This window comes from Streptomyces sp. NPDC016469 (genome assembly GCF_040632905.1).
Lineage (GTDB): Bacteria > Actinomycetota > Actinomycetes > Streptomycetales > Streptomycetaceae > Streptomyces.
Genome location: NZ_JBEYCQ010000012.1, coordinates 12,345 through 37,075, shown reverse-complemented (window position 1 = coordinate 37,075; position 24,731 = coordinate 12,345). Strand labels below are relative to the sequence as shown.

Here is a 24,731-nt window from a genome sequence, read left to right as displayed (position 1 = left end):
GGGGCCGCGCGGCCGTTGGGCTGCCCGGCGGGGTGGGCCGTAGCGCAGTGGTCGTCGCGCCTTCACCGCATGTGGGAGCACGCCGGTTCGCATCCGGTCGGCCCGCCCCGTCCTGCCGCGGGTCACCCAGCCGGCTGCGGGACCGTCCGGTAGCTGACGCCGTCCTTCGTGCGGCTGAGCAGGCCCCCGATGACCATGTACCGGCGCAGCGCCGCGCAGTCGTCGTGGACGGTGCGCAGGGCCTCGTTCACCTCGCGTTCCGTATAGGTGCGTCCGGGGTCGAACAGGGTTTCCGCGAGGTGGACGAGGAGTTGTTCCCGTCGCGCCGGCTTGCGCGGGATCGCGGTCAGGCGGCCATGGGAGAAGAGGGCGTGCACGCTGCGGCTGCCGGCGGGCTGCCTGGTGGTCTGCTGGTCGGACATGGCGTCGAGCCTGGCAGGCGGTCCCTGGTGGGGCAACGCATTTCCAACGGGAGGCGGGGCAGGCACCGGTTGACGCGGGGCCCCGGGAACCGCTTTCCTGACGCGATGACCGATCTTCGTATCCAGCCCGTGGGTGGTGACGCCTCGCTCCTGGACTGGCAGTTCGTCCACAACGCCATCATCCCGACGGCTGCCCTGTCGTTCGCGGAAGTGACGGAGCGCGCCGGGCGCAACCGGCTGTGCGTCGCGTACGCGGGGGCCGTCCTGGTGGGGTGTTCCACGGTGCGCCCGCCCGGCGCGGACAGCCCGGTGGGGACCGTGATCGCCCGCGTCCTGCCCGAGCACCGGGGCCAGGGCTTCGGCGGGCAGCTGTACGCGCACGGGCTGGAGCTGGCCCGGGGGCTCGGCGCCGAGGTCATCGAGACGTGTGTCCTGGGGTCGAACCCCGAGGGCCTGCGGTTCGCGTCGCGGAACGGTTTCGTGGAGACCGAGCGGTACGTCCTTCCGGGCGACACCGTGCCGTTCATCGACCTCCGGCTCGCCTGACGCCCCGGCGCTCGCGCAACCCGGGGCCCGCCGTCCGGCTCGGCGGGCCCCGGGTTGCGCGGAACGCGGTCAGGCGGTGTGGAGCGTCAGCCCGTAGCGGTTCAGGATCTCGTTGATCGGCTGGTGCCAGGTCTCGCCGCCGGAGCTGCAGTTGCCCCAGCCACCCGAGGTGACACCCTGCGCCTGGTCACCGCTGATGAAGGAGCCGCCGGAGTCGCCGCCCTCCGCGCAGACGCTGGTCTTGGTCATCTGGTAGACCGCGCCCTGGGCGTAGTTGACCGTGTCGTTGGTGGCGAGCACATTGCCGCAGTGCCAGTGCGAGGTGGACCCGGAGCGGCAGATCGAGGCGCCGATCGGGGCCACGTTGGAGCCCCGGACCAGCTGGTCGGAGACGGTGCCCCAGCCGAGGACGACGGGGACCGTCCACCAGCCGTTGCCCACGCTGACCCACGCGTAGTCGTCGCCGGGGAACGACGAGCCCTGGAAGTTGCCGATGAAGGAGCCGTCCCAGCCGCTGACCCCGGCACCCGCCCGGCCGCAGTGGCCGGCCGTGACGAAGCCGCCGTAGACGGAGAAGCCGATGGAGCACCGTACGTTCCCCGTGTAGTACGGGTCGCCGCCCACGGTCCCGGCCGAGAAGGTGCGCGGTGCTTCGGCGGTCTGCTCGACGGTGACCGGCCCGGCCGCCTTCGCCTTGCGCACGAATACCTGGACATCGTTGTCAGTACGCTGCGAGGCGACGACGTCCACGACGACCGAGTTGGTGCGGGGGTCGACGTGCCAGCTGCTGACGCCCTGCGGGGCGTCCAGCTTGTCGAGCTTCGCCTTGACCGAGTCCAGGCGCTTCTCGGTGTGGGTCACCATCCGCACGGCGGCGCCCGTGGCCCGTACGGCGTCCGCCTGCTCGGCGTCGGTGACGGCGACGGTGAGACCACCGGTCGCGGGGTCGAACCAGGAGCCGCCGTACGCCGCCCCGGCGGCGTGGCGCGCCTTCGGCTGGAGCTCGGTGGCGGACTTCTCCTGGGAGAGCCGCACCTTTGCCTGACTCGCCGTCAGGCCGAGGTCCCGTTGCATGGCGGTGAGCAGGCCGTCGGATGCGGGCGCGGGAGCGGCGGTGGGAGCGTCGGCGGCGGAGGCCGAGGGGAAGCCCGCGCCCGCCCAGGCTCCGAGGAGGAGTACGGCGGAGAGTGCGGTCCTCAAGGCTGTGGAGCGTCTCAAGGTCTTGGCCCTTCTGTTGTTCCGGCTGGGTGGGGGAGGAACAGCAGGCGTCCGAGGCGTCCTCCGTGAGAGCGCTCTCAGAGTGTGCCGCTCCGGACTGTAGCGGAGAAATCGTTAGCAGGTCCATGCCAATGACAGGGGTGGACGTACGGCCGCCCGTTCGCCGAACGGCAGAAGTCCGCCGCCACCGTCCACAGGGCCGTCGAGGACCGGCTTCGGGCAGGGCCGGGGGCCGCTGCGGCTGCCCCCGAGGTGACCCCTCGCGGCCCCGCCGCGTCAGGAGCGGGCGGGCCGGTACGTGTACATGTCCCACAGCGCCCGGACCGCGTCGCTGTCCCGCCAGTGTCCGGAGGCCGCCGCGCGGTCCGGCGTCCCCCACACCCTGGCGTGGCCGGCGCCCGGCTCCCAGCCCGGGTCGCCGGTGGCCGCGAACCCGGCCCAGGCCGAGGTCATCCGGTCCGCGAGGGCCCGGTCGTCGGGCGTCGGAGCGACGCCGCCGATGAGGAACCGGGTGCGCTCGTCGTCCACGTTGCCGAAGGCGAAGGGCACGTCGGCGCAGTGCCAGGCACGCACTCCCCCACCCCTGCGGTCGAACCGCGAGAGGTGGGCGCGGCCGCCCGCCGCCGTGTGGGCCTCGGCGAGCCGGGTGCTGTACTCGCCGAACATCAGGTCCCCGTACACGGCGAGGTGGATGTCGTGCGGTCCGGCGCCCGGCATGAGCGCGCGGTACCCCTCGACCAGCCCGGCGGGCAGGCCGAAGTCGGCGGCGAAGCGGTGCAGCCGCTCCTCCGCGGGGACCGGGATACTGCTGCCGACGGCGTCCATCAGCCAGTACTCCTCGGTCGTGTGGCAGACGAGCAGATCGACGTCCCGGCTGACCCCGGCGGCGACGAGGGCGAGAGGGTCGTCGCGCAGGATCTCCCCGTCCGCGACCGGTCCGTAGATGACCGGGTCCCAGTGCAGCGCCCCGGAGCCGGGGTCCTCGCGATAGTCCCCGACGACCCGGTTCGACGCCTTCAGCAGGTCCTGCGGCGCGGCTGCGGTCAGCGGCCTCCCCGCAGCGGCGCCCACACGCGCCGCGACCTGCTCGGCGAGCTCCGGGGCGAAGACGGGACCGACCGCGCTGTGCGCGATCACCCGCCGGAACAGCCCGTGGGCGCCGTCCATCACCATCAGGCAGACCGCGGACGTCGCTCCGGCCGACTGTCCGGCCAGGGTGACGTTGTCCGGGGCTCCCCCGAACGCGGCGATGTTGTCGCGCACCCATTCGAGGGCGGCGATCTGGTCGAGCAGACCCCGGTTGGGCGGGCAGGCGTCGTCCGGGACATGGCCGAAGCCCTCGAAGCCGACGCGGTAGTTCAGGGTGACGACGACGAGGCCGGTGCGCGCCAGCGCCGTTCCGTCGAAGTCCGGTTGCGCGCTCGATCCGAAGGTGTAGGCGCCCCCGTGGATCCAGACCAGTACGGGGAGCGGGCCCGCTGCCGTCGCCGGGCTCCAGATATTGAGGCTCAGGACGTCCTCGTCACCCGGCGACCAGGTGGGGGCGCCCGGCAGTTCGGCGGACTGGGGCGGGACGGGCCCGAACTCCGCGCAGTCGCGGACTCCGGGCCACGGGGCACGCGGGCGTGGGGCCCGGAGACGGTGCTCGCCGAACGGAGGCGCGGCGTAGGGGATTCCGAGGACGGCGACGACGTCTCTGTGCGGTGCGCGTCCGCGTACCCGACCGCTTGCCGTCTCATACACACCGCTGTCCGTCAACGCGTCCCAACTGCCTTTCGATCGTCGCTCCCGGGCCGGGAGCGACGATCAGGATGGCTCACTTCCCGCGTCGGCGCGACGCGAATTCGACGGAAATGATCAAGGCGTTGGTCAGCCGGCCTGTCCGATGGCGCTGCGGAGCATGGCCACGGTGGTCGCCGCCGCGGCCCGCTCCGCCTCGTCCTCCGTGGCGCGCACCCGCTCTTCCAGCAGCACCACCGCCGCCTGGAGTACGCCGACGCGCACCGGAACGGACCGCATGGCCGTCAGCACGGCCGCCGCCTGTTCGGCCGGTGTGGCCGGCGCGGCCTGCGCGGCCTGCGGGATGAGGGTGGTGATGCCGCGCCCGAGCGCACGGTCACGAGGCGGCTGGGCCGCGGGTGTGGTCACCGGGGAATTCTGCCGCACCCGGTGCCCCGATCGGGTCAGCGACCTGGCCGTGCCGGTCCGTTCTCCCGTGCCCCGTCGTGGACGCGGAGCAACAGGGCGGTCAGCTGGGCGCGTTCGCGGGATGTCAGGGGGGCGAGGACATCGTCCTGCACGGCCCGCGCCTCGGACTTGAGGCTTTCCAGCAGGGCGCGGCCGGCCGGTGTGACGGTGACCGTGACGCGGCGCCGGTCGGCGGTGTCACGGGCCCGCTCCACCAGGCCGGACGCACCGAGCCCGTCCACGATCTTCACGACGTCGCTGCGGTCGATCGAGAGCCGCGCGGCGAGTTCGCGCTGCACATGGGGGCCGAAGTCGGCCAGCGCGGCGAGCACCGCCATGTGCCAGAGCCTCAGACCTCGTTCGGCCAGCCGGTCCGCCAGCCTGCCGCGCGCCGCCTTGCCGGTCTTGGACATGAGGTAGGTCGTGAGGCCCAGGAGGCTGGGAGGGGTTTCGTTCATCCGGTATATCGTAGGGCCAACCCAATGATGGGTGCGCACCTACTGAAGGAGACTCCGTGGACGCGCTGCATCCCCGCCTGCTGGTCGACCGGTTCGCCGACTGCTTCCGCTTCTACGACGCCGTACTGCCGGAGCTGATCGGTGCCGTACGGGCCAGCGGCAACGCCTCGGGTCCGTACGCCCATTGGGACGTCGAGGGCCAGGGCGTGCTGGTGCTGTTCGACCGGGGCGCGATGGCCGCGGTCGCCGGTACGACCCACCTGCCCGCGGACCCGCCACCGGCCCAGGACCGGTCGATGTTCGTCCTGCGCGTGGCGGACGTCGACGCGGGGCTGGCCCTCTGCCTCGGCCGTGGCGCCGAGCCGGCCGCGCCCGCGTGCGACCGCCCGGAGTGGGGGCCGGGGCTGCGCACCGCCCATGTCCGCGACCCGGAGGGGAATCTCGTGGAGCTGCAGTCCTACTGAGCGGTGCCGGTGGACGTCACTTCCGCGCCCAGGCGCGCATGGCGGAACGGGAGGAGAAGTCGGCGACGTCCTTGTCGAGCGGCCGGTCGGTGTACTGGTGGATGCGCCAGGAAGCCTTGATGCGCGGCTTGCCCGCCTTCACGTAGTCGGCGATCCAGAGCCCGTCCCCGGCGTACGACGTGGTGTCGTGGTTCAGCCAGAAGTAGCGGTTGCAGTACAGCAGGACGCGGTGGTGCGGCCGCAGGCGCTTGACCTCGCGGATGAAACGGTCCTTCTCGGCGTTGCTCGCGCGCGTGCCCTCGCCGTTCTGCTCCCAGTCGACGGCGAGCAGGTCGCCGGCCTTCTCGGGCGCCTTGCTCAGGAAGTACTCGGCCTGGGCCGCGATGTTTCCGGGCCACAGGAAGTGGTAGAAGCCGACGACGCATTCGGCGTCGCGGGCCTGTTTCGTCTGGTCGGTCAGGCGTGGATTGACGTACGAACGGCCCTCGGTCGCCTTGATGAAGACGAAGTCCAGTCCGTTCGCGTCGAACGAGGACTGATGGGCGCTGATATCGACACCGTGCAGCATGGGCGCCGCCTTTACAATCGGGGTGCTCTGTTCCGCTTACTTTCCCTGATCGCCCGCTTCCCACCCTCACCTGAAGCACGAATGCGCGTGTGTGCCGGGGCGCACGCTCCGGCACACACACGCGGGCGGGCACGCGCCCGCCGATCGTCAGGCGTCGAATCCGGTGGAGCGGCTGACCTTCTCCCAGGCGAGCACTTCGGCGCGGGATGCGTCGAGCGCGCCGAGCACGGCGTCCGTCGCGTCGTTGCCGAGCGGCAGCCGCAGCGGGGTGTCCCCGGCGTCCAGCGCGGTCAGGATGGCCGCGGCGGCCTTGGCGGGGTCGCCCTCCTGCTTGCCGTCCGAGTCGGGCAGGCCGCTGCGGACCGGGCCGACGGAGTCCGCGTAGGCGTCCAGCGGCGCGGACTGGCGCAGGGCGCCGCCGCCGGCGAATCCGGTGCGGAAGGAGCCGGGTTCGACGATGAGGACCTTGATGCCGTGCGGGGCCACCTCCGCGGCCAGGGCTTCGGACAGGCCCTCCAGGGCGAACTTCGTCGCGGAGTAGCCGCCGACGCCGGGGAAGGTGAACCGGCCGCCCATGCTGCTCATCTGGACCACGGCGCCCGAACCGTTGCGGCGCATGTGCGGCAGCACGGCCCGGACCAGGGCCGCGGGGCCGAAGAAGTGGAGGTCCATGAGGTCGCGCAGCTCGCGGTCGCTGGTCTCCTCGACCGCGCCGATGAGTCCCATGCCCGCGTTGTTCACGAGCACGTCGATCCGCCCGTACCAGAGCACGGTGTCCGCGACGACGTCGGCGATGCGGGCGGTGTCGGTGACGTCGAGCTGGACGGCGACCGCGCGGTCGGGGTGCGCGGCGACGAGGGCGTCGAGCGCCTCGGGGCGGCGGGCCGTGGCGACGACGGTGTCGCCGGCGGCGAGGGCGGCCTCGGCGATGGACCGGCCGAAGCCGGAGGAGGCGCCGGTGATCAGCCAGACGCGGCCCGGGGCGTCGTCGCGGGCGGGGGTGGCGGGTGCGGTGTTCATGTCCAACTCCGTTTTTCTGTCGGCGCGTTGCGGTGATCCATTTATGTCATCCGCGCCCACGAACGGTCCAAGACATGGATTCTCCGGAGCGATAAAGACGGCTTATGATCGCGCCATGGAACTGCGCCAGCTGCGCTACCTCACGGTGATAGCCGAGGAGGAGAACCTGGGCCGGGCCGCCCGCAGGCTCTTCGTCAGCCAGCCGGCTCTCTCGTACGCGCTCAAGAGCCTGGAGGCGGAGCTCGGCGTGAGGCTCTTCGACCGCCACGCGGGCGGGGTCTCGGCCACCTCGGCGGGACGCGATGTGATCGCCGAGGCCCTGCTCACCGTGCGCCAGGCCGAGCGCGTGACCGCGGCGGCCGAGCGGCACACGCGGGGCGAGACGGGCGTACTGCGGGTGGGCTTCGAGGCGAGCGGGGCGGGCGAACTGACCACCAGGGCGCGGGCGGAGTTCGCGCGCCGCCACCCCGGGGTGCGGGTGGCGCCCAAGCGTTACGACTGGGGGCAGGAGGCCGACGCGCTGCGGGACGGCCTCGCGGACGTGGCGTTCGTCTGGCTGCCCAACGACCTGACCGGGCTCACGTACGAGCCGGTGCACACCGAGCCCCGCGTCGTGGGCCTGCCCACGGGTCACCCCCTGGCGTCCCGCGACGGCGTCTCCATCCTTGAGGTCAAGGACGAGCCCCTGCTGTGGACGCGGCGGGCGCCCCGGCCGTGGGTGGACTGGTGGGCCGTCAACCCGCGCCCCGACGGGTCGGCCCCGGTCTGGGGGCCGACCAACGACAACGTCGAGGAGATGCTGGAGCAGGTGGCGCAGGGTTCCGCGATCTGCTTCGCACCCGAGAGCATGGCCCGCTACTACGCGCGCCCCGACCTGTTCTGGGTGCCGCTCACCGACGTCGAGCCGCTGCGCGTGGTCCTGGCCTGGGCGGACGGCGCGGACACGGCCCTGGTACGGGGCTTCGCCCGCGTGGTGCGCGAGCTCGCCGCGGAGGCGTGAGGGCTCACCCCGCTTCGGGCGCGGCCGGCAGGCTGTCCATGAAGGAGCTGACGGAGAACACCGCGTTCCCCGCTCCGGGCGGGCCGTAACCGGGAGGCGAGCTGAGCCCGAACTCCTCCATGGTCGCGCGGTACGACTCCAGGAGCCGGATGTGGTACTCCAGCGGCGCCCCGTCGGGGTTGGTCTTGCCGAGCGGGGTCGTCGGCTCCGGGCACCAGGTGGTGAAGCGCGGGGTGATGCCGCGCGACATGAAGAAGCGCAGGCCCTCGGTGGTCGAGTCGATGGCCTCCTTCACCGTGGTGAAGCCGAACGGCTCGGCCATCTCCACACCGGCCACGAAGTTCGGGATGACGTTGCGGGCGCCGAAGACATCGGCGGAGTCCAGGATGCGGCGGTGCCACTCGTCACGGCCGACGTAGCGCTCCTTGCCCGGGCAGTACAGCTCGAACAGCCGCCGGTCCCACACCTCGTAGTTGGGGTGGTAGATCTGCACCCCGTAGTCGTGGAACCGCTGGACGTCCGCCTTGGGCAGGGCCTGGGCGACGACCTTCCCGATCCAGCGGCCCGGGAAACGCTCCTCGATGGCCTTGGCGTACTGGCCGTAGAAGTCGGCCTCGTCCCGCCCGCCGATGTGCGAGGTGATGGCGCCGCCGGTGAGGGTGTACGCGGTGGAGGTCTTCGCCGTGTCGTACCGGTCGATGATCTCCAGCGCCTCCAGCACCTCCTCGACGGGCTTCACCCCGGTGTACGGGCGGCCCGCCGCCTTGTGCTGGCGCCAGTTGTGGTTGATGTCGCAGTACTGGCACTCCTCCTTCGCGCCGAAGTACTGGCAGACGCGGAAGACGGTGAGGTAGACGAGGTAGCCCCACTGAATGGTCGGGGCGACCTCCATCACGGACTTCCCGTTGGCGAGCGTGTGCCGGTAGTAGTCCGGCATCGGCGGCAGGCCGACGTCGGAGACGCGCCTGCCGTCGAGGTAGAGCCCGAGCATCCCGTCCGCGTCCGCCGCGACGCGGTACGGGGACGCGGGGTTGACGCGCACGGAGACGACGGTGCGCCGCAGTTCGTACGGACCGCCGGTGAGCACGATCTCCTCCGGCGGGCGGCGCAGGGCGGCCGCGCCCAGCTCGGGCAGGGTGCCGTGGTCGAAGGAGAAGATGAAGTACGACTTCGGCTTGACGTCACCGCCCTCGTTGTCGCTGAGCGCGGACTCGTCGAAGGCGACGCCGCCGCGCAGCAGGTCCTCCTTGATGACGGCCTCACGCGGCACGTGCGGGAACTCCTCCATCAGCCGTTCGACGAGCCGGGTGCGGTCTGGGGTGCCGGGCTCGGTGCGGCAGGGATCGGTACGGCTGGGCATGTGCGGGCTCCTCGGTCGGTCGTCGGCGTGTTCCGGATGCGACGTCTGTGCAACGAACCACGGCCGCGGGGCGTTCTCGTCCCCGCTGCCGGATACGTCACTCCCCGCTTCCGGATCCTATGTGACCGGTCAGTAAGGTGTCGGGGCGGGAACCCGTCGGCCGTGCGGCCGGTCCGACGCCCGGTGGTGACCGCAGCCGGCCGCGGAACGGAAGTGCTCCATGCCCCGCACCATGTCCGTGTCGGACAGCATCGTCGTGCACACCGGACCGCTGGAGGTGTACGCCCGGCTGAGCGACCCCACGGCGATGGGCCGCTGGAGCCCGGAGAACCTGGGCGCGCGGGTGCGGGGGGAACGCCGGGAGACGTACGTCGGGATGGTCTTCGACGGCCGCAACAAGCGGGGGCCGGTGAGCTGGACGACGCGGTGCACGGTGACCGCGGCCGATCCGGGCCGGCGGTTCGCGTTCCGGGTCCACGCGATCGGTGCGCGGCGTCCGTTGCTGCGCGGGCCGATCGCCACGTGGGAGTACCGCTTCGAGGCGGTGGAGGGCGGCACCCGGGTCACGGAGACCTGGACGGACGACCGCCGCGCCTGGCCGGACGTCGTGGCCAACGCCTTCGACCGGGTGGCCACCCGGGGGCACACCTTCGCCGTTTTCCAGCGGCGCAACATCCGCACCACGCTCGAACGCCTCAAGGCGGCGCTGGAGTCCGCGGACGCCTGACGGGTCACGCCGTCCAGTGCGCGGGGCGGCCGAGCGACGAGGGGAGCCGGGTCATGCCGCTCCCCCGGGCGGCGTTCACCTGTGCCTGCGTCAGGAACAGCGCCCCGGTCAGGTCGGCGCCCGACAGGTCCGCGTCCCGGAAGTCCGCGCCGATGAGGTCCGCGAGGCGCAGGTCGGCGCCGCCGAGGTCCGCCGCGATGAGGTAGGCGCCGCGCAGATCGGCGCCGCGCAGGTCCGCCTTCCCGAGCCGGGCGCCCATGAGGTCGCCGCCTCGGTGGCTGCGCTTCTTGCGGCCCGGGGCCGTGGCGCGCACCAGTTCGCTCACGCGTCCGAGGAGCACGGCGACCTCTCCCCGGTGGGCGGCCACGTCGAGCTCCGCCAGGGCGGCGGCATCGAGTCGGGTCAGGGCTTCGGTCGCTTCGAGGGTGCGCCGGATCTCGCCGCGCAGGGGGCGGGCGGGGGCGAGGGCGGCCGCCTCGGCCAGGTACCAGAGCAGTTCGTGGAGTTGCCGGACGACCGGGAAGACCTGGAACATCTGCCGCGCGGTCTCGGGTTCGCCGCGCCAGTCCCGGCCGCCGAAGATGTCCACCGACACCTTCTGGCCGGCGCCGAAGCAGTCGTAGACGGTGCAGCCCGGGAATCCCTCGGTGCGCAGCCGCGCGTGGATGCCGCAGCGGAAGTCGTCCCGGAGGTTCCGGCAGGGTGTGCCTGCCGCCTTGTTCACGGCGAAGTCGGCGGAGCGCGTGAGCGTCAGCGCGACACAGCACAGGGCGAAGCAGTTGCCGCAGTCGGCGCGCAGGGTGGCACGGCCGTCTCCGTCCTGGCGGTCGGTGCCGGAGGGTCGGTCGGTGTCGGGCACGTGGGTGGATCCTTCGGGGCGCGGTGTTCGTGAGCAGCACCGGAGCCTATCGGCTTCGCGTGCGGTCCGCCGTTGTCGGTGGGGCGGCGCACACTGGCGGGAGTGCGGTACGGCGAGGGGACGGAGGAGTCACGGATGGGCGGCGGGGAGGAGCGCGGGTTCGAACCGGCGACCGGGGACGGCCCGCCGGCCCTCGGAGAGGCGGAGGCGCGCGCCGCTTCGGTGCGCTCGGCGTGGGCCGGGCTGCGGCAGATCAGGCGGCTGGCCAACAACGGCCGGGCCGACCCGGAGTCGGCGCCCGCGCCCTGGGAACTGCACCGTCCGGTACGGGCGGTGGCCCTGGCCTTGGAGGCCGCGGGGCTGCCCGCCTCGGCCGTCGGCCCGTCAGGGGAGCGTACGGCGAAGGGTTACCGGGTGACGGCGGGAGCGTCGCCGGGCACCGTGCGGGTGGAGTGGCTGGGGCCGGCCGGGAGCGGGGCGGCGTACGAGGAGGACGGTGAGCTGCCCAGGTGCGCGGCCGCGCTGCGGGAGTGGGGCTGGACCGCCCTGCTGTACCGGGGGCCGCGCGGTCGCCGGTTCCTGGAGGTCGAGCCGCCGGCGGGTCGGCCGGACGACCGATAGCCGCCGTGCCGTGCCGCTCGCCGGCCGCCGTTGTCAGACCCATGGGGGATGCTGGTCGGGTCCGACACCTCTGACCTGGAGATGCTGAGATGCGCAAGGACGAACTCGCGGCGGCGCAGGCGTATGTCCGTTTACTGGAGGCCACCCGGGCGGCCCTGTCCGACCCGGACGACGCCCCGCTGTACCTGCCGTTGCTCACGTCGCCGATGGAGGAGGCGGACGGGGCGCTCCGGCGCGCGGGGTTCGCCGGCAACGAGACACGCTTCTTCGAGCTGGTCGGCTCGCTCCGGCCGAGTCTGACGAGCAGCGACCACTGAGGGGTGCGCCGGTGCCCCGCCGGTGGGGCCTCAGCCGGCCTCGGGGAGTGGTGCGAGGCCGAGTTCGCGGTCGCCGAGGGGCGCGAAGTGGCGGGCCACGTCCTCGTCGGTGACCCGGGCGAGCTCGGCGGGGTGCCACCGCGGGTTGCGGTCCTTGTCCACGATCTGGGCGCGGACGCCCTCCACCAGGTCGGGTCCCGCGAAGGCGGCGGTCGAAACGCGGTACTCCTGGTCGAGGACCGCTTCGAGGGCGCCGAGGCGGCGCGCCCGGCGCACGGATTCGAGGGTCACCTTGAGCGAGGTGGGCGCCTTGGCCAGGATGGTCGCCGCGGCCTGCTTGGCGGCCGGGTCCCCGTGGCCGGCGAGGCGGTCGACGATCTCCTCGACCGTGTCCGCCGCGTAGCAGGAGTCGATCCAGCCGCGGTGCGCGGCGAGCTCGCCGTCGGGGGCGGGGCGGGCGTGGTCCGCGACGGTCCCGGTGACGGCCTCGGGGGTCGCGCTCTCGGCCAGGGCGGCGACGAGGTCGGCGAGCCCTTCGGCGGGCACGTAGTGGTCGGCAAGTCCGCAGAGCAGCGCGTCCGCCGCGCCGACCGGCTCACCGGTGAGCGCGAGGTGCGTTCCGAGTTCGCCGGGTGCGGCTCCCAGCAGGTACGTTCCGCCGACGTCCGGGACGAACCCGATCCCGGTCTCCGGCATGGCGACGCGTGAGCGCTCCGTGACGATCCGGACGGAGCCATGGGCGGAGACTCCGACGCCGCCGCCCATCACGATGCCGTCCATGAGCGCGACGTACGGCTTGCGGAAGCGGGCGATCCGGGCGTTGAGCCGGTACTCGTCCCGCCAGAAGTCCAGCGAGGCGGTGCCCCCGGCCAGGGCGTCGTCGCGGACGGCACGGATGTCGCCGCCCGCGCACAGACCGCGCTCCCCCGCGCCGGTGAGCAGCACGGCGACGACGGACTCGTCGCTCTCGGCCGCGTCGAGCGCGTCGGCCATGAGCCGCACCATGGCGTGGTTGAGCGCGTTCAGGGCGCGGGGCCGGTTGAGCGTGAGGTGGCGGACGCGTCCTTCGGTGTGCAGCAGGACGGGGTCCTCGTGGTTCATGCGTGCGCTCCGCTCAGCCCGGGTGCCGTGCCGTCCGCCGGTCGGGGGACGATCTTCCGCTGCCATTGTGCGCGGGCCCCGGAGGGGCGGGGGGTGCGGGGTGGTTTCCGCTGTGGCAGGCGTGCCGCACCGGCCGGACAATTGAGGCACGCCGTACGGCGGACCCGCCGGACGATCCTCGGAGCTGGAATGACCGATCAGAACCGGCCGCCGGGCGTTCCCGGCCCGCCCGGCCGGCCGGAGGGCAGGACGCCGGTCGGCGAGACCGGTACGGCGGAGCGGCTCGCCCTGAACCGGACGGGCAGCTTCGAGTGGGACCTCGACGCCCGGACCCTCGACGTGGACGAGGCAGGCCTGCTGGTCTTCGGTCTGGACCCGGCCGCGTTCGACGCGCGCCCGGAGTCCCTGGCGGAGTTGCTGGAGCCGGAAGAGCGTACCCGTCTGGGCGTGGCGACGGACGAGGCGCTGAAGGGCGCGGGCAGCTCGTACAGCGTCCACTTCCGGGTTCCGCTCGCCGACGGCCGGGATCAGTGGACTCATGTCCAGGGACGCATTCTGCGCGGTGAGGACGGGACGGCGCACCGGGTGATCGGTCTGGTGCGTGACGCGACGGCCGAGGTCACCCATTCGGACTTCGTGCTGGAGCTGGAAAAACGCCGGCGCCGCCAGACCGGCATCGTGGAACGTACGACGAGTGCCTTGTCGCGTGCGGTGACGGTGGACGATGTGACCGCCGCCCTGACCGGCCCCGGCGGGCTTGCGCGGCTGGGCGCGGACGGGCTGGCGCTCGGACTGCTGGACAACGCGGCGCTCGACGTCATCGCGCTGAGCGGTGAGTCCCTGGAGGTCCTGGACGACCTGGGTCCGGGCCGCCTCGACCCGACGTTTCCGCTGGCCGACACCGTGCTCAGCGGGCGCCCCCGTTTCGTCGGGTCACTGGCGGCGCTGACGCGGCGCTATCCGGCCCTGGAACCGTACGTGGGCCGGCTGAAGTTCCAGGCGGCGGCCTATCTGCCGCTCGTCGCCCAGGCGAGGACGCTCGGTGGCCTGGCCCTCTTCTACCGGCAGCGCACCGCCTTCACGGCCGACGAGCGCAATCTGTGTCTGGGGCTCGCCGCCATCGTCGCCCAGTCCCTGCAGCGGGCCAAGCTGTTCGACGAGGAGCGCGAGTTCGCGACCGGGCTGCAGTCCGCGATGCTGCCGCGCCGCATCCATGACATCGAGGGCGGCGAGATCGCGGTCCGCTACCACGCGGCCTGGAGCGGCCGCCAGGTCGGCGGTGACTGGTACGACGTGATCGCCCTGCCCAAAGGGCGGTTCGGGATCGTGGTGGGCGACGTCCAGGGCCACGACACGCACGCGGCGGCGATCATGGGGCAGCTCCGGATCGCGTTGCGCGCGTACGCCGCCGAGGGGCATCCGCCCTCGACCGTGCTGGCCCGCGCCTCGCGGTTCCTCGCCGAGCTGGACACGGACCGGTTCGCGACGTGCGCCTATGCCCAGGTCGATCTGGAGACCGGGACCGTACGGGTCGTGCGGGCCGGGCATTTCGGGCCGCTGATCCGGCACATGGACGGCCGGGTCGGCAGCCCTCGGGTGCGTGGCGGCATGCCGCTGGGCATCTCGACCGACTTCGGCGACGAGGAGTATCCGGAGACCCGGCTCGACCTGGTGCCGGGCGAGACGCTCGTGCTGTACACGGACGGGCTGGTGGAGGAGCCGGGCGCCGACATCGACGCGGGGGTGCGCACCCTCATCACCGAGGTCAGCGCGGGTCCGGCGGGCGCGGAGGCGCTGGCCGATCATCTGTCGGACCGGCTGTGGGAGCGGTGGGGGTCCGGGGACGACGTCGCCCTGCTGGTGCTGCGCCGCAGCCCGGACCCGGGGTCGCCCCGGGCGCCGAGGCTCCACCAGTACATCCACCAGGCCGACCCGGAGGGGCTGTCCGAGGCCCGGACCATCGTGCGCCAGGCCCTGACCGACTGGGACATGGCCGAACTGGCCGACGACGCCGAGCTGGTGACCGGGGAGCTGCTGGTGAACGTGTTGCTCCACACGGAGGGCGGGGCCGTCCTGACCCTGGAGGTGCTGCCCGAGCCGGTCCGCCGGGTGCGGCTCTCGGTGCAGGACCGGTCCAGCGCGTGGCCCCGCCGCCGGTCACCGGGCGAGACCGCCACATCGGGCCGGGGGCTGTTGCTGCTCGACGCCGTCTCCACGCGCTGGGGCATCGAGCCGCGGGGTGAGGGCAAGGCGGTCTGGTGCGAGATCGGACCGGGCGCGCCGCCCACCTCACCCCCCGTGCACCGGCACGCCGCGGAACCGCCCGAGGGTGGTGGCCCACGGGGCGGGGCCGCACAGCGGTGAGGGGCGTACCGCCACGTCGCGCGTGTCGGTACGCCCCTCGGCCACGCCGCCCTTCGCTGTGCGCGTCCGGGCGGCGCGGTTCACGTCAGTGCTGTGCGGTGCGGCGCTTGCGTACCGACCACATGATGCCGCCGCCGGCCAGCAGCACGGCGACCGCCGCACCACCGATGATCGGCGTGGAGGACGAGGAGCCGGTCTCGGCCAGGTCCGGCGAGCTGGGGCTCGGCGCCGCGGCGGGCGCGGACGGCGAAGCGGACTCGCTCGGCGTGCCGGTCGGGCTGGGAGACGCCGTGGTCGGCGTCTCGGACGGCTTGGTCTTGGTCGGGCTCGGCGTCGGCTTCGACGGCGGGGTGCCTTCGCACACCGGCGCCTGCTTGGTCTCGTCCTCCGAGAACTGGTCACCGTCCCCGGCCTTGACGACGAGGCGCACCGTCAGCGGCTGGTCGTGCTCGGGCAGCGCGAGCTTCTTGTCGAAGTCCTTGCCGAACTTCTCCGTCGGCAGCAGGTCCTTGCCGTCGACGGTGACGGTCACCTCGTTGGTGACACCGGCGTTGTACTGAGTGAGGTGCAGGCTCACTTCGTCACAGGTCACGGCCCAGGTGGGGGTGTGAGCTGCGGCCGGACCGGCGGTGAGGACCGCGCCGGAGAGGCCGACCACCGCGGCGGCGACGAGGGTTCCCGCTGCGCGCCACGATCTCCTGGGTATGGTCATGGATATTTCCTCCGCAGATGTTTCGCGCCCGTCTGGGCGGTGCAGCGCACAGTACTGCCCTCTTCCCCACTGTGTGCACCCGCCCCACAGCCGTTTCCGCGTCACAACCACCCCCACACCGTCGCCGGTTGGGACATGCCGGACACGGGCCGGGGCCGCCCGACCGGTCCCGTCGCCCCGTCCCACCGTCAGAGCCGGCGGTGCATGATGTGGAGCCCGACGTAGCCTTCGACCGGGTGGTCGAACCCCTCGGGCAGGGTGCCCAGGATGTCGAAGCCCAGGGAGCGGTACAGCTTCACCGCGGCGGTGTTGTTCTCCACCACCGCGTTGAACTGCATGGCCCGGTAACCGGCCGTGCGCGCCCAGTCGATGGTGTACTCGCACAGGGCGCGTCCGACACCCCGCCCGGAGTGCCGGGGGTCGACCATGTAACTGGCGCTGGCGATGTGCGATCCGTTGCCCATGTGGTTCTTGTTCATCTTCGCCGTGCCGATGACGGTCCCGTCGTCGGCGACCGCGACCACGGTCCGGTGGGGTGGCTTCAGGAGCCACCAGTCCGCGGCGTCTGCCTCCTGGAGGTCGAGGGGGTAGGTGAAGGTCTCGCCGGCGGCGACGATTTCATGGAAGAACGGCCAGATGGCGGGCCAGTCCTCGGGGGTGGCTTCCCTGATCAGCATGGCGGACAGGATGCCGGGTCGGCCTGCCGATCACCAGCGGTTATCCGGAGTGCCCCGCACCCGTCCGGCTTCCCGCCGGTTGGCGTCGGCCGGGCCGCACCGCACTCGGCGCCCCGCCGTGCCGCGGCCGGCGGAGCCCCAGCCGCCGGGCCGCGCGCCCCCGCAGTCGGGCCAGCAATCCCGGCGGGCCCTCCGGCCGGGTGCGACCGGCGGGGGCGAGCACCGGTCCCGAAGCCTCCGGCCTGGGCGCAGCAGGCTCGCCGGGTGCGGCCGCCACGCCGGGCACACGGTGCCGCGCCGAGGCAGCCGGGGCAGCGAGCACCCCGTCCGCCGCGTCAGCCGGCCCGTCCCCCGGTCGTGGCGCCGGCCGCGCCTCCCGGGCGGCGTCCAGCTCCGTGATCAGGCTGATCCGGCGCCAGAGGATCTCATCCGGTTCGTCGGCGGGCATCAGCCGCGCCATCGCCTCGCGGCCGGCGACCGATCCTCGACGCCCGAACACCGCCTCCGGCCTGACCCGGGTGAAGTGCGCCCTCTCGTAGGGGTCGTCCACCACCTCCGCCAACTGGACCGGGTCCAGGCCCTGGGCGACGATCGCCGCGCGCACCCACGGGTCGTCGGTGAGGGCGAGCAGGCGCTCGATCCGCCGGGAGCGCCAGTTGCGCGGCCGCCAGTCGGCCCCGGTGTCCAGCCGGCTGCGCATCCAGGGAGGACTGTTGCCCACCAGAAGCTCCGGCGATCGGGAAGCCAGCGCTTCGAGCTCCTGGGCGAGATAGACCCACACCACCGCCCGGTAGCGGTTGAGGTAGAAGGCGACCGGCGTGAGGCATCCGGCCCGGGCGAGCCGGGTGAACCGGACCGGGCTGATCCCGAGCAGCCGGGCCCCCTCGGCGGTGCCCACCGTGCGCACCCGTTCGCGCAGCGAGCCGGGGAATCCGCCCTGGGCCCTCAGGCGTTCAATCTCCTCGCGGTCGATCCTGGGCCGGCCGTCCGGCGCACTCCTTACCCGGACCGCCCCCAGGTACACGGCGAGGTCGAACTCGTTCCGCTTGAGGCCGAGCGCCGCAGCGGCGCCGGCCGCACCGAACGTGCACCCGACTTCGTCACGCACGGTGTCGGGGACCGGCATCCCCCCGGGGCCTGCATCCGCCCCGAACACCCGGTTCTGCAGCTGATTCGCCGTCATCATGACGTCACTCCCCCGCACATCGCGATTACTCTCTGCGATCAGAGTAGACCGGAAAAGTCAACCGCCGCCGAGCCTGTGGATAACTCCACGGACCCGGCGGCGGCCGGAGTGTGCCGGGCTGTCAGAACCGGTCGGCTCCCCCGCTCCCGTCCTGCCGTGAGTCCACGCCGAGGTGCTGCCCCACGCGGTTGACCAGAAGCGTCATCTCGTACGCCACCTGACCGACATCCGACTCCGCCTCACTCAGCACGCACAGGCAGCTGCCTTCTCCCGCCGCCGTAACGAAGAGCAGTGCCTCGTCGAACTCCACCATGGTCTGCCGGGCCTTTCCGGCACGGAAGTGCCGGCCCGACCCACGGGCCAGGCTGTGCAGGCCCGACGAGACGGCCGCCAGGTGCTCGGCGTCCTCACGGGCGAGCCCGGTGCTCGCGCCGGTCACCAGGCCGTCGTTCGACAACACCAGGGCGTGCCGTATGTGCGCCACCCGCTTGGTGAGATCGTCCAGGAGCCAGTCGAGTCCCCTGTCCATCGCCATTCTGTTTCCTCCCCGTTCACGCGTTCCCCGTGCCTCGCTCGTGAGCAAGCCTTGCGCACGGGTCACGTACGGGCAAGCACGCCGCTCCCGTGACCGGTCGGGAAGCAGCCATCGCAGCTCAGCCGTAGGAGAGGTTCTCGCACGGGTCGTCGTCCGCCGACCGGGCCTCGTCGGCGATCGCGGCCGGCACTTCCGGCGTGGCGGACGCGGTGTCGGGTGCGGCCGTCGGTCCGTCCGCGTAGTCCTGGCCGACGGTGACCTGGATTCCGCTCCCCGCGCCGCCGGACTCGGTGATCCGTGCGCCGGGAAAGAGCCCGGCCGTGGCGCGGGCCTCGTCCCGCAGGCCGGGGCCGTAGGCGACGAGGGTCGCGGAGCGGGTCTGGTCCTGCGCGGTGGCGGTGTCGGTGACGGTGAAGCCGTGTGAGCGCAGGAGCCCGGCCGCCCTGGCCGCGAGCCCGGGCACCGTGGTGCCGTTGTAGACGGCGACCTGGATGCCCGTACCCGAGACGGGAGACCGTGAAGCCTTCGGGGACGCGCCGGCGCCCGCCTTGGCGTCGAGGGGACGGTCGGCCTTCAGCGCTGCCCACAGCGCGTCGGCGTCCGGCTCCACGACGGCGACGCGCTCGCCCTCGTACCGCCAGGGAACGGTGATGAACTTGGTGTTGTGCAGGTCGATGTTCTTCATCGAGAGGGCGAACGAGAGCAGCTTGTCGGCGGAGCCGAGCCCGGGGTCGACGGTCATCGCGTCGGTGGCGGCGTCGGCCAACGGCAGGAGGGTCGTGGGGTTCATGCCGCGCGACTTGATCTTCTTGACCAGGGAGGCGACGAATGCCTGCTGCCTCTTGATCCGCCCTATGTCGGAACCGTCACCGATGCCGTGGCGCAGCCGTACGTAGTCGAGGGCGCGTTGGCCCGAGACCGTCTGCGGGCCCTTCTCGAAGACCAGGGTGCCCCGGGTCGTGCGCTTGGGGTTCAGGTCGCGCTGGTAGACGTCGTTCGGCAGGCACACCGGCACCCCTCCGACGGCGGAGGTCAGCGCGGAGAACCCCGCGAAGTCGATGACGACGGTGTGGTCGACGCGCAGCCCGGTCAGGTGCTCGACGGTGTTCTGGGTGCACGCCGGGTTGCCCTCGACGGTCTCGCCCACCGAGAACGCCCCGTTGAACTGGCTGTGGTGGCGCGGGGCCGTCCAACTGCCGTCGGGCTTCCGGCAGGCCGGGATGTCGACCATGGCGTCACGGGGAACGGATACGGCCACCGCATGTCGACGATCGGCGTAGACATGCAGCAGGAGCACGGTGTCCGAGCGGCCGACCTCACCGGTGGCTCCGCCCAGCCCCTTGTTCTTGCCCGAGCGGGTGTCCGATCCGATGACGAGGACGTTCTGCCCGCCGGCGGAACCGGGCGGCCGGTCGCCGGAGACGCCGTCGGCGCTGAACGTGTCGATGCTGCCGGTGAGTTTCAGATACCCCCAGCCGATCCCGGCGACCAGCAAGACGAGGAAGGACAGTGCGGACACCGCCGTGCGCCGCAGCCGGCTCCCCCTCCTCCCTGCCCCTGTCGCTCTGTTCCTGCTTGCCATGGGCCACCCCGTTCGTACGGCTGCCGCGCGGGGCGGCTGCCTCACGGCGGCGCCCGTACGGTCGTGCAGTTGTGCGGTTTTCTGGTCGTGCTGTGCGGTTGCTTCGTGCGCCTCCGGACCTGACCATCGTCAGTCCGATCCCCTCTCCTCACAGCGCCACGGGAAACATTGACCGGAACACACCGGGAGGCAGCGGGGTGGAGTGCGCCTTCCCCGCCCGCTCCGCGATGAATCGGGCCGGACGCCACTCGCGCCCTGGGCAAATCCTCGCGTTTCCTGAAGAGTGAGAGGGGACAGCCGTCGTCCGTTCCGGGCGGCGGCCGGACCGCGATCGGCCGGAACGTACGGGTGGCGGTCGGTGAACCACTGGATCATTGGAGGAAGTTCATGGGTGTGACCCTGGCCAAGGGCGGCAACGTCTCCTTGTCGAAGGAGGCGCCCGGCCTGACCGCGGTGACGGTCGGCCTGGGCTGGGACGTACGCACGACGACGGGGGCCGACTACGACCTCGACGCCAGTGCGCTGCTGTGCGCGGATCACGGAAAGGTGGTCTCCGACCTGCACTTCGTCTTCTACAACAACCTCAACAGCCCGGACGGCTCCGTCCAGCACACCGGGGACAACCTGACGGGTGAGGGCGACGGCGACGACGAGTCCATCAACGTGAATCTGTCGGCGGTCCCCGCCGACGTCGCGAAGATAGTCTTCCCGGTCTCCATCCATGACGCGCAGAGCCGGGGGCAGAGTTTCGGCCAGGTGCGCAACGCGTTCATCCGCGTCGTGAACCAGGCCAATGGTGTGGAGCTCGCCCGGTACGACCTCAGCGAGGACGCTTCGACGGAGACCGCGATGGTGTTCGGCGAGCTGTACCGGCACGGCGGCGAGTGGAAGTTCCGCGCGGTCGGCCAGGGGTACGCCTCCGGTCTGGCGGGTATCGCGAAGGACTTCGGCGTGAACGTCTGAGGCTGACCGCCCACCGGCCCGGCTCCGCGTCAGCGGTGGCCGGGCCGTCTCCGTCCGGGCGGCCGTCAGTCGGAGTGGGCCGGGTCCCCGCCACGCGCGGTACGGCTGATGGCGCTCGGCCACCACGCCCCGGGCCCGATGTCCACGACCAACGCGGGCGCCAGCAGCGACCGCACCACCAGCGTGTCCAGCAGGACGCCGAACGCCACGATGAAGGCGATCTGCGCGAGGAACGCGAGCGGGATCACGATCAGCGCGGCGAAGGTTGCCGCCAGCACCACGCCCGCCGATGTGATGACGCCGCCGGTGCTCACCAGGCCCCTGAGCATGCCCTGACGCGCCCCGTGCTCCAGCGCCTCCTCGCGGACCCGTGACATCAGGAAGATGTTGTAGTCGACGCCGAGGGCCACCAGGAACACGAACCCGTACAGGGGCACCGAGGCGTCCGTACCGCTGAAGCCGAAGGCATGCTCGAAGACGAGGGCCGAGACCCCCAGGGTCGCCAGGAAGTTGAGACCGACGGTGGCCACCAGCAGCACCGGCACCAGGACCGACCGCAGCAGGCCCATCAGGATCAGCAGGATGATGACGAGCACCACCGGAACGATGATGTTCCGGTCACGCTCGGCGGTGCGCTGGGTGTCGTACTGCTGTGCCGTGTAGCCGCCGACGAGCGCGTCCGCCCCGGGGACGGCGTGGACGGCGGTACGCAGCCGCTTGACGGTCTCCGTTGCCGCTTCGCTGTCCGCCGCGTCCTTCAGGGTGACATCGACGCGGACCCGGCCGTCGACCACGAGCGGCTTGCCCCCGCCGGGCCGGCCCGAGGCGGTGACGGGCGCGGCGGAGGCCACGCCGGGCGTCGCCTCGGCGGCCTCGGTGACCTCGTCGGCCCGGTCGGCGTCGGCGATGACGACGGCCGGGTTTCCGGAGCCGCCCGGGAAGTGCTTGCTCAGCGTGGCCTGGGCGGAGACGGAGGGAGCGTCGTTCACGAAGATCTCGTCCAGCGGAACGCCGTGGGACTTCAGGGTGGGTGCGAACGCGGCGCAGGCGACCAGGAGGACCGCGCAGGAGAGCCACACCTTGCGCGGGGCCCCGTCGACGCGCGCGGCGACGCGGCGCCAGATCCCGTGCCCGCCGGCCGCTTCGTCCGCGGGGCGCGGCTTGGCCGGCCAGTACGCCGCCCGCCCGCACAGGACCAGCACGGCGGGCAGGAAGGTCATCGTGCTCAGCACCGCGCAGACGATGCCGATCGCGCCGACGGGCCCCAGGGCGCGGTTGTTCGTCAGGTCGCTGAGCAGCAGCGCGAGCAGGCCGAGCGCGACCGTGGCGGCGCTCGCGACGATGGCGCCGAAGGAGCGGCGGAGCGCGGCCAGGGCGGCTGTGGTCCGGTCGCCGTGGAGCGCCAGCTCCTCCCGGAAACGCGCGGTCAGCAGGAGCGCGTAGTCGGTGGCCGCACCGATCACCAGGATGGACAGGATGCCCTGGACCTGGCCGTCCACGAGGACGACGTCGTGGTCCGCGAGGACGTAGACGACGGCGCAGGCCAGCGCGAGGGCGAAGACGGCGCTGATGATGATCAGGAAGGGCAGCAGCACACTGCGGTAGACCAGCAGCAGGATCACGAGGACGGCGGCGAGCGCCACCCCGAGCAGGAGTCCGTCGATGCCGGCGAACGCGTCCTTGAGGTCGGCCTGGGTGGCCGCGGGTCCCGCGATCTCGGCGCTCGTGCCCGCCACCGAACCGGCGGCGTCGCGCACCTCGTCCAGGGTGGCCGGGAGCTCGTCGCCGAGGTCGGAGCGGAGCTGTACGACGCCCGACAGGGCCTCGCCGTCCTCGGACGGCAGTGCGGGTGACGGTGTGCCGACCACGCCGGGCTTCCCGGACAGGGAGGCCAGCGCACGGGTCGCGGACGCGCGGGCGCTGCCCGTGAGTCCCCCGTCTTCGCCGGTCCAGACGACGATCGCGGGCACGGTCCCGGATCGCTGGAACGCCTTCTGCTCGTCCGCGACCCGGGTCGGCTCCGCGCTGCGCGGCAGGAACGCCGCCCGGTCGTTGGTCGCCACCTCGCCGAGCTTTCCGGCGTACGGACCGAGTGCCCCTCCGATCCCGAGCCAGACGACAAGCAGCGCTACAGGCACGAGCCAGCGGATGACGCGGTGCCTCGGTGGGGGCTTCATTGCTTCCTCAGGGATCGACACATGACACACATGACCCGAAGTCTCTCGGCCATTCATTATCTCAATGATCAAGAGATATTACTGTAGAGGCATGCGCACAGCAGACGAGAGCCCGGACAGAGGCACGGACGACGGGCCTACAGGCCTCCAGTCGTTCGCTGTGCTGCTGCGCCGTATGAACAGCGAGTTCAACCGCATCGCACATGAATTCGCTCAGGCCCAGGGCCTGCACCCGACGGATATGCAGGCGCTCGTCGCCATCCTCGACGCGGACCGGGGGGAGGGCGGCCGCGCCATGACACCGGGGCGGCTGCGTGAGCAGCTGGATCTCACCTCGGGAGCGGTGACCGCGTGTCTGGACCGGCTGGAACGCGCGGGACACATCCGGCGGGTACGGGACAGCAGCGACCGGCGCGTGGTGCATCTTCACTACGCGGCCGCCGCGAAACATGTGGCCCGGGACTTCTTCAAGCCGCTGGCGGAGGGCACGGAAGCGGCGCGCAGGCAGTTCGCCGACGAAGAGCTGCGTGTCGTGATCCGCTTCCTGGAGGCGATGAACGAGGAGCTGGCCCAGCTGCGTCGCACCGAACCGCGCGCCTAGGCCCTGTCCGGCGGAACTTCGCCGGACAGAGCCCTAGGGCCGGTGCCCCCGGTCACTCGGCGACGGCCTCGGGCGGCGCGAGATCACGGACCGGGCAGCCGCGCACCCCGGGGGTGGGGAACGTTCCCAGGGCCGCCACCTCGTATCCGCCCGGGTAGCCCTTGATCTCAGGGTTCTGCCGCGCGTAGTGCGGCGTGGTGCGCGGCGGCAGCAGGCGTACGGCGCGTGCGCGCAGCCGCAGCGCGCCCCGGGTGAGGCTCCGGGCCACGGGCGCCGGGCGCTCGTAGCGGAAGGCACGCAGCAGCGAGTCGTCCAGGAGCGCGAGACTGGCGCCGCGTACGAGCGGCGCGAGCGGGCGGGGGTACCAGGAGGCCATCAGGTCCAGCGTGGCGTCGGAGACCGAGCGCGCGCCCTCGTCCCAGCCGAAGTGCGCGTCCTCGTAGGTGTCGAGGGTGCGCTCGAAATCCTCGTACGTCTGCGGCAGGTCCTTGATCCCCATACGGGCGCCCAGCGTCCTGTAGTACGCGGCGAACGCGCGCAGCTCGTGGTCGCAGAGCCGGCGCCAGCCGTAGGAGTCGAGCCACCGCTTCGGGGTGACGACGAAGGTGCACAGCACGTAACGCATGTCGTCGTTGCTGATGTCGTAGGCGGCGTGCATCCGGTTGATCCGGCGGAGGGCGGTGCGCCCCGGATCGCTGTCGAAGCCGTGCTCGACGACGGTGTCGAGGAGCAGCGCGGTGTCGTCGTACCGCTTCTGCGAACGGTCCGTCAGTTCGGCTGTGCCCGCGAGGAGACGGCCGATGCTGGGGACGGCATAGGTCCGGTAGAGGGCGAGTTCGAGGGCTCGGGTGATGTCCCAGGGGAACTCGTAGGTGACGGTGATCCGGTAGATCTCCAGGAAGTCCCGCTCGGGATCGAGGCGTTGGATCTCCTTCAGCCGGTCGTAACGCTTCACCGCACCGCCCCCCTTGTCCAGGTCGAGTGTCCCAGCCTACGTCCGGGGGCAAGACGGTGAGTACGCGCGACGCACGCGCGTTGACGTGTTGACGCATCGACGGAAGGCGGG

26 protein-coding genes and 1 tRNA gene are annotated in these 24,731 nt (G+C 72.2%); 10 read left to right on the top strand and 17 right to left on the bottom strand.

The genetic code is table 11. From position 1 onward, the window contains the following. Positions 1 to 33: 33 nt before the first annotated feature. Positions 34 to 106 (top strand) — tRNA-Ala (locus ABZ565_RS15790). A gap of 16 nt (positions 107 to 122) precedes the next feature. Here the strand turns inward: ABZ565_RS15790 and ABZ565_RS15785 are convergent. Then, a complete protein-coding gene (locus tag ABZ565_RS15785) occupies positions 123 to 422 on the bottom strand; it encodes a DUF2087 domain-containing protein (protein ID WP_361026014.1) in 300 nt (99 codons plus the stop codon). Positions 423 to 527: 105 nt separating this feature from the next. On the opposite strand from ABZ565_RS15785, the gene ABZ565_RS15780 reads away from it, so the two are divergent. After that, complete coding sequence (locus ABZ565_RS15780; protein WP_361026011.1) at positions 528 to 968, top strand: GNAT family N-acetyltransferase; 441 nt, start codon at positions 528 to 530, stop codon at positions 966 to 968. Between the two features lie 69 nt (positions 969 to 1,037). On the opposite strand, the gene ABZ565_RS15775 is transcribed toward ABZ565_RS15780, so the two are convergent. The 4 genes from ABZ565_RS15775 to ABZ565_RS15760 form a co-directional block, all read right to left on the bottom strand. After that, positions 1,038 to 2,186 carry a S1 family peptidase gene (locus ABZ565_RS15775; protein WP_361026008.1) on the bottom strand — a complete coding sequence of 383 codons (1,149 nt, stop codon included), beginning with the start codon at positions 2,184 to 2,186 and terminating at the stop codon, positions 1,038 to 1,040. Positions 2,187 to 2,462: 276 nt separating this feature from the next. Further along, positions 2,463 to 3,929, bottom strand: coding sequence for a carboxylesterase family protein (locus ABZ565_RS15770; protein WP_361026005.1), 1,467 nt, complete (start codon positions 3,927 to 3,929; stop codon positions 2,463 to 2,465). Positions 3,930 to 4,055: 126 nt separating this feature from the next. Beyond that, positions 4,056 to 4,334 (bottom strand): hypothetical protein, encoded by a 279-nt coding sequence (locus ABZ565_RS15765; protein ID WP_361026002.1) that lies wholly within the window; start codon positions 4,332 to 4,334, stop codon positions 4,056 to 4,058. A 35-nt stretch (positions 4,335 to 4,369) separates the two neighbouring features. Then, positions 4,370 to 4,831, bottom strand: a complete 462-nt coding sequence (locus ABZ565_RS15760) for a MarR family winged helix-turn-helix transcriptional regulator (RefSeq protein ID WP_361025999.1) — start codon at positions 4,829 to 4,831, stop codon at positions 4,370 to 4,372. 56 nt (positions 4,832 to 4,887) lie between these two features. Between ABZ565_RS15760 and ABZ565_RS15755 the strand changes: the two genes are divergently transcribed. Further along, positions 4,888 to 5,295 (top strand): VOC family protein, encoded by a 408-nt coding sequence (locus tag ABZ565_RS15755; RefSeq protein WP_361025996.1) that lies wholly within the window; start codon positions 4,888 to 4,890, stop codon positions 5,293 to 5,295. A 16-nt stretch (positions 5,296 to 5,311) separates the two neighbouring features. Here ABZ565_RS15755 and ABZ565_RS15750 read toward each other — a convergent pair whose 3' ends face one another. Together ABZ565_RS15750 and ABZ565_RS15745 are read right to left on the bottom strand one after the other, a co-directional pair. Beyond that, the gene (locus ABZ565_RS15750; RefSeq protein ID WP_361025993.1) at positions 5,312 to 5,863 is read right to left on the bottom strand and encodes a glycoside hydrolase family 25 protein; all 552 of its coding nucleotides are present in this window, start codon (positions 5,861 to 5,863) and stop codon (positions 5,312 to 5,314) included. A 147-nt stretch (positions 5,864 to 6,010) separates the two neighbouring features. Next, the gene (locus ABZ565_RS15745; RefSeq protein ID WP_361025990.1) at positions 6,011 to 6,883 is read right to left on the bottom strand and encodes an oxidoreductase; all 873 of its coding nucleotides are present in this window, start codon (positions 6,881 to 6,883) and stop codon (positions 6,011 to 6,013) included. A gap of 115 nt (positions 6,884 to 6,998) precedes the next feature. Here ABZ565_RS15745 and ABZ565_RS15740 point away from each other — a divergent pair, with 115 nt between their 5' ends. After that, complete coding sequence (locus ABZ565_RS15740; protein ID WP_361025987.1) at positions 6,999 to 7,883, top strand: LysR family transcriptional regulator; 885 nt, start codon at positions 6,999 to 7,001, stop codon at positions 7,881 to 7,883. 4 nt (positions 7,884 to 7,887) lie between these two features. Here the strand turns inward: ABZ565_RS15740 and ABZ565_RS15735 are convergent, their stop codons facing one another. After that, a complete protein-coding gene (locus tag ABZ565_RS15735; RefSeq protein ID WP_361025984.1) occupies positions 7,888 to 9,243 on the bottom strand; it encodes a radical SAM protein in 1,356 nt (451 codons plus the stop codon). Between the two features lie 220 nt (positions 9,244 to 9,463). Here ABZ565_RS15735 and ABZ565_RS15730 point away from each other — a divergent pair, with 220 nt between their 5' ends. Beyond that, the gene (locus tag ABZ565_RS15730) at positions 9,464 to 9,970 is read left to right on the top strand and encodes an SRPBCC family protein (RefSeq protein WP_361025981.1); all 507 of its coding nucleotides are present in this window, start codon (positions 9,464 to 9,466) and stop codon (positions 9,968 to 9,970) included. Between the two features lie 4 nt (positions 9,971 to 9,974). Here ABZ565_RS15730 and ABZ565_RS15725 read toward each other — a convergent pair whose 3' ends face one another. Beyond that, positions 9,975 to 10,829 (bottom strand): pentapeptide repeat-containing protein, encoded by an 855-nt coding sequence (locus tag ABZ565_RS15725; RefSeq protein WP_361025978.1) that lies wholly within the window; start codon positions 10,827 to 10,829, stop codon positions 9,975 to 9,977. 135 nt (positions 10,830 to 10,964) lie between these two features. Between ABZ565_RS15725 and ABZ565_RS15720 the strand changes: the two genes are divergently transcribed. After that, a complete protein-coding gene (locus ABZ565_RS15720; RefSeq protein WP_361025976.1) occupies positions 10,965 to 11,450 on the top strand; it encodes a hypothetical protein in 486 nt (161 codons plus the stop codon). An 89-nt stretch (positions 11,451 to 11,539) separates the two neighbouring features. Then, positions 11,540 to 11,767, top strand: coding sequence for a hypothetical protein (locus ABZ565_RS15715; protein WP_361025973.1), 228 nt, complete (start codon positions 11,540 to 11,542; stop codon positions 11,765 to 11,767). 30 nt (positions 11,768 to 11,797) lie between these two features. Here ABZ565_RS15715 and ABZ565_RS15710 read toward each other — a convergent pair whose 3' ends face one another. Beyond that, positions 11,798 to 12,868: an enoyl-CoA hydratase/isomerase family protein gene (locus ABZ565_RS15710; protein WP_361025970.1), complete on the bottom strand. Its 1,071-nt coding sequence runs from the start codon at positions 12,866 to 12,868 to the stop codon at positions 11,798 to 11,800. Between the two features lie 189 nt (positions 12,869 to 13,057). Here ABZ565_RS15710 and ABZ565_RS15705 point away from each other — a divergent pair, with 189 nt between their 5' ends. Then, positions 13,058 to 15,232, top strand: a complete 2,175-nt coding sequence (locus ABZ565_RS15705) for a SpoIIE family protein phosphatase (protein ID WP_361025967.1) — start codon at positions 13,058 to 13,060, stop codon at positions 15,230 to 15,232. 85 nt (positions 15,233 to 15,317) lie between these two features. Here the strand turns inward: ABZ565_RS15705 and ABZ565_RS15700 are convergent, their stop codons facing one another. From ABZ565_RS15700 to ABZ565_RS15680, 5 genes are all read right to left on the bottom strand, one after another. Beyond that, the gene (locus tag ABZ565_RS15700) at positions 15,318 to 15,944 is read right to left on the bottom strand and encodes an LAETG motif-containing sortase-dependent surface protein (protein ID WP_361025964.1); all 627 of its coding nucleotides are present in this window, start codon (positions 15,942 to 15,944) and stop codon (positions 15,318 to 15,320) included. Between the two features lie 188 nt (positions 15,945 to 16,132). After that, on the bottom strand, positions 16,133 to 16,621 hold the full coding sequence (locus tag ABZ565_RS15695; protein ID WP_361025961.1) for a GNAT family N-acetyltransferase: 489 nt from the start codon (positions 16,619 to 16,621) through the stop codon (positions 16,133 to 16,135). Positions 16,622 to 16,661: 40 nt separating this feature from the next. Beyond that, on the bottom strand, positions 16,662 to 17,747 hold the full coding sequence (locus tag ABZ565_RS15690) for a DUF6397 family protein (RefSeq protein ID WP_361026467.1): 1,086 nt from the start codon (positions 17,745 to 17,747) through the stop codon (positions 16,662 to 16,664). 181 nt (positions 17,748 to 17,928) lie between these two features. Next, positions 17,929 to 18,342 (bottom strand): roadblock/LC7 domain-containing protein, encoded by a 414-nt coding sequence (locus tag ABZ565_RS15685; protein WP_361025958.1) that lies wholly within the window; start codon positions 18,340 to 18,342, stop codon positions 17,929 to 17,931. Between the two features lie 118 nt (positions 18,343 to 18,460). Next, positions 18,461 to 19,861, bottom strand: a complete 1,401-nt coding sequence (locus ABZ565_RS15680; protein WP_361025955.1) for an LCP family protein — start codon at positions 19,859 to 19,861, stop codon at positions 18,461 to 18,463. A 450-nt stretch (positions 19,862 to 20,311) separates the two neighbouring features. Between ABZ565_RS15680 and ABZ565_RS15675 the strand changes: the two genes are divergently transcribed. Then, positions 20,312 to 20,887 carry a TerD family protein gene (locus ABZ565_RS15675; RefSeq protein WP_073967026.1) on the top strand — a complete coding sequence of 192 codons (576 nt, stop codon included), beginning with the start codon at positions 20,312 to 20,314 and terminating at the stop codon, positions 20,885 to 20,887. A gap of 65 nt (positions 20,888 to 20,952) precedes the next feature. On the opposite strand, the gene ABZ565_RS15670 is transcribed toward ABZ565_RS15675, so the two are convergent. After that, positions 20,953 to 23,064 (bottom strand): MMPL family transporter, encoded by a 2,112-nt coding sequence (locus ABZ565_RS15670; protein ID WP_361025951.1) that lies wholly within the window; start codon positions 23,062 to 23,064, stop codon positions 20,953 to 20,955. A gap of 91 nt (positions 23,065 to 23,155) precedes the next feature. On the opposite strand from ABZ565_RS15670, the gene ABZ565_RS15665 reads away from it, so the two are divergent. Further along, complete coding sequence (locus ABZ565_RS15665; protein WP_361025948.1) at positions 23,156 to 23,665, top strand: MarR family winged helix-turn-helix transcriptional regulator; 510 nt, start codon at positions 23,156 to 23,158, stop codon at positions 23,663 to 23,665. Positions 23,666 to 23,717: 52 nt separating this feature from the next. Here the strand turns inward: ABZ565_RS15665 and ABZ565_RS15660 are convergent, their stop codons facing one another. After that, the gene (locus ABZ565_RS15660; protein ID WP_361025945.1) at positions 23,718 to 24,620 is read right to left on the bottom strand and encodes an oxygenase MpaB family protein; all 903 of its coding nucleotides are present in this window, start codon (positions 24,618 to 24,620) and stop codon (positions 23,718 to 23,720) included. Positions 24,621 to 24,731: the final 111 nt, after the last annotated feature.

What these genes read in the sequence shown, in the direction of transcription:
- ABZ565_RS15700 (WP_361025964.1), bottom strand. Translation starts at nt 15,944, where the DNA reads ATGACCATACCCAGGAGATCGTGGCGCGCAGCGGGAACCCTCGTCGCC.
- ABZ565_RS15715 (WP_361025973.1), top strand. Translation starts at nt 11,540, where the DNA reads ATGCGCAAGGACGAACTCGCGGCGGCGCAGGCGTATGTCCGTTTACTG.
- ABZ565_RS15730 (WP_361025981.1), top strand. Translation starts at nt 9,464, where the DNA reads ATGCCCCGCACCATGTCCGTGTCGGACAGCATCGTCGTGCACACCGGA.
- ABZ565_RS15685 (WP_361025958.1), bottom strand. Translation starts at nt 18,342, where the DNA reads ATGGCGATGGACAGGGGACTCGACTGGCTCCTGGACGATCTCACCAAG.
- ABZ565_RS15695 (WP_361025961.1), bottom strand. Translation starts at nt 16,621, where the DNA reads ATGCTGATCAGGGAAGCCACCCCCGAGGACTGGCCCGCCATCTGGCCG.
- ABZ565_RS15735 (WP_361025984.1), bottom strand. Translation starts at nt 9,243, where the DNA reads ATGCCCAGCCGTACCGATCCCTGCCGCACCGAGCCCGGCACCCCAGAC.
- ABZ565_RS15785 (WP_361026014.1), bottom strand. Translation starts at nt 422, where the DNA reads ATGTCCGACCAGCAGACCACCAGGCAGCCCGCCGGCAGCCGCAGCGTG.
- ABZ565_RS15665 (WP_361025948.1), top strand. Translation starts at nt 23,156, where the DNA reads ATGCGCACAGCAGACGAGAGCCCGGACAGAGGCACGGACGACGGGCCT.
- ABZ565_RS15720 (WP_361025976.1), top strand. Translation starts at nt 10,965, where the DNA reads ATGGGCGGCGGGGAGGAGCGCGGGTTCGAACCGGCGACCGGGGACGGC.
- ABZ565_RS15740 (WP_361025987.1), top strand. Translation starts at nt 6,999, where the DNA reads ATGGAACTGCGCCAGCTGCGCTACCTCACGGTGATAGCCGAGGAGGAG.
- ABZ565_RS15705 (WP_361025967.1), top strand. Translation starts at nt 13,058, where the DNA reads ATGACCGATCAGAACCGGCCGCCGGGCGTTCCCGGCCCGCCCGGCCGG.
- ABZ565_RS15670 (WP_361025951.1), bottom strand. Translation starts at nt 23,064, where the DNA reads ATGAAGCCCCCACCGAGGCACCGCGTCATCCGCTGGCTCGTGCCTGTA.
- ABZ565_RS15745 (WP_361025990.1), bottom strand. Translation starts at nt 6,883, where the DNA reads ATGAACACCGCACCCGCCACCCCCGCCCGCGACGACGCCCCGGGCCGC.
- ABZ565_RS15780 (WP_361026011.1), top strand. Translation starts at nt 528, where the DNA reads ATGACCGATCTTCGTATCCAGCCCGTGGGTGGTGACGCCTCGCTCCTG.
- ABZ565_RS15710 (WP_361025970.1), bottom strand. Translation starts at nt 12,868, where the DNA reads ATGAACCACGAGGACCCCGTCCTGCTGCACACCGAAGGACGCGTCCGC.
- ABZ565_RS15675 (WP_073967026.1), top strand. Translation starts at nt 20,312, where the DNA reads ATGGGTGTGACCCTGGCCAAGGGCGGCAACGTCTCCTTGTCGAAGGAG.
- ABZ565_RS15690 (WP_361026467.1), bottom strand. Translation starts at nt 17,747, where the DNA reads ATGCCGGTCCCCGACACCGTGCGTGACGAAGTCGGGTGCACGTTCGGT.
- ABZ565_RS15750 (WP_361025993.1), bottom strand. Translation starts at nt 5,863, where the DNA reads ATGCTGCACGGTGTCGATATCAGCGCCCATCAGTCCTCGTTCGACGCG.
- ABZ565_RS15760 (WP_361025999.1), bottom strand. Translation starts at nt 4,831, where the DNA reads ATGAACGAAACCCCTCCCAGCCTCCTGGGCCTCACGACCTACCTCATG.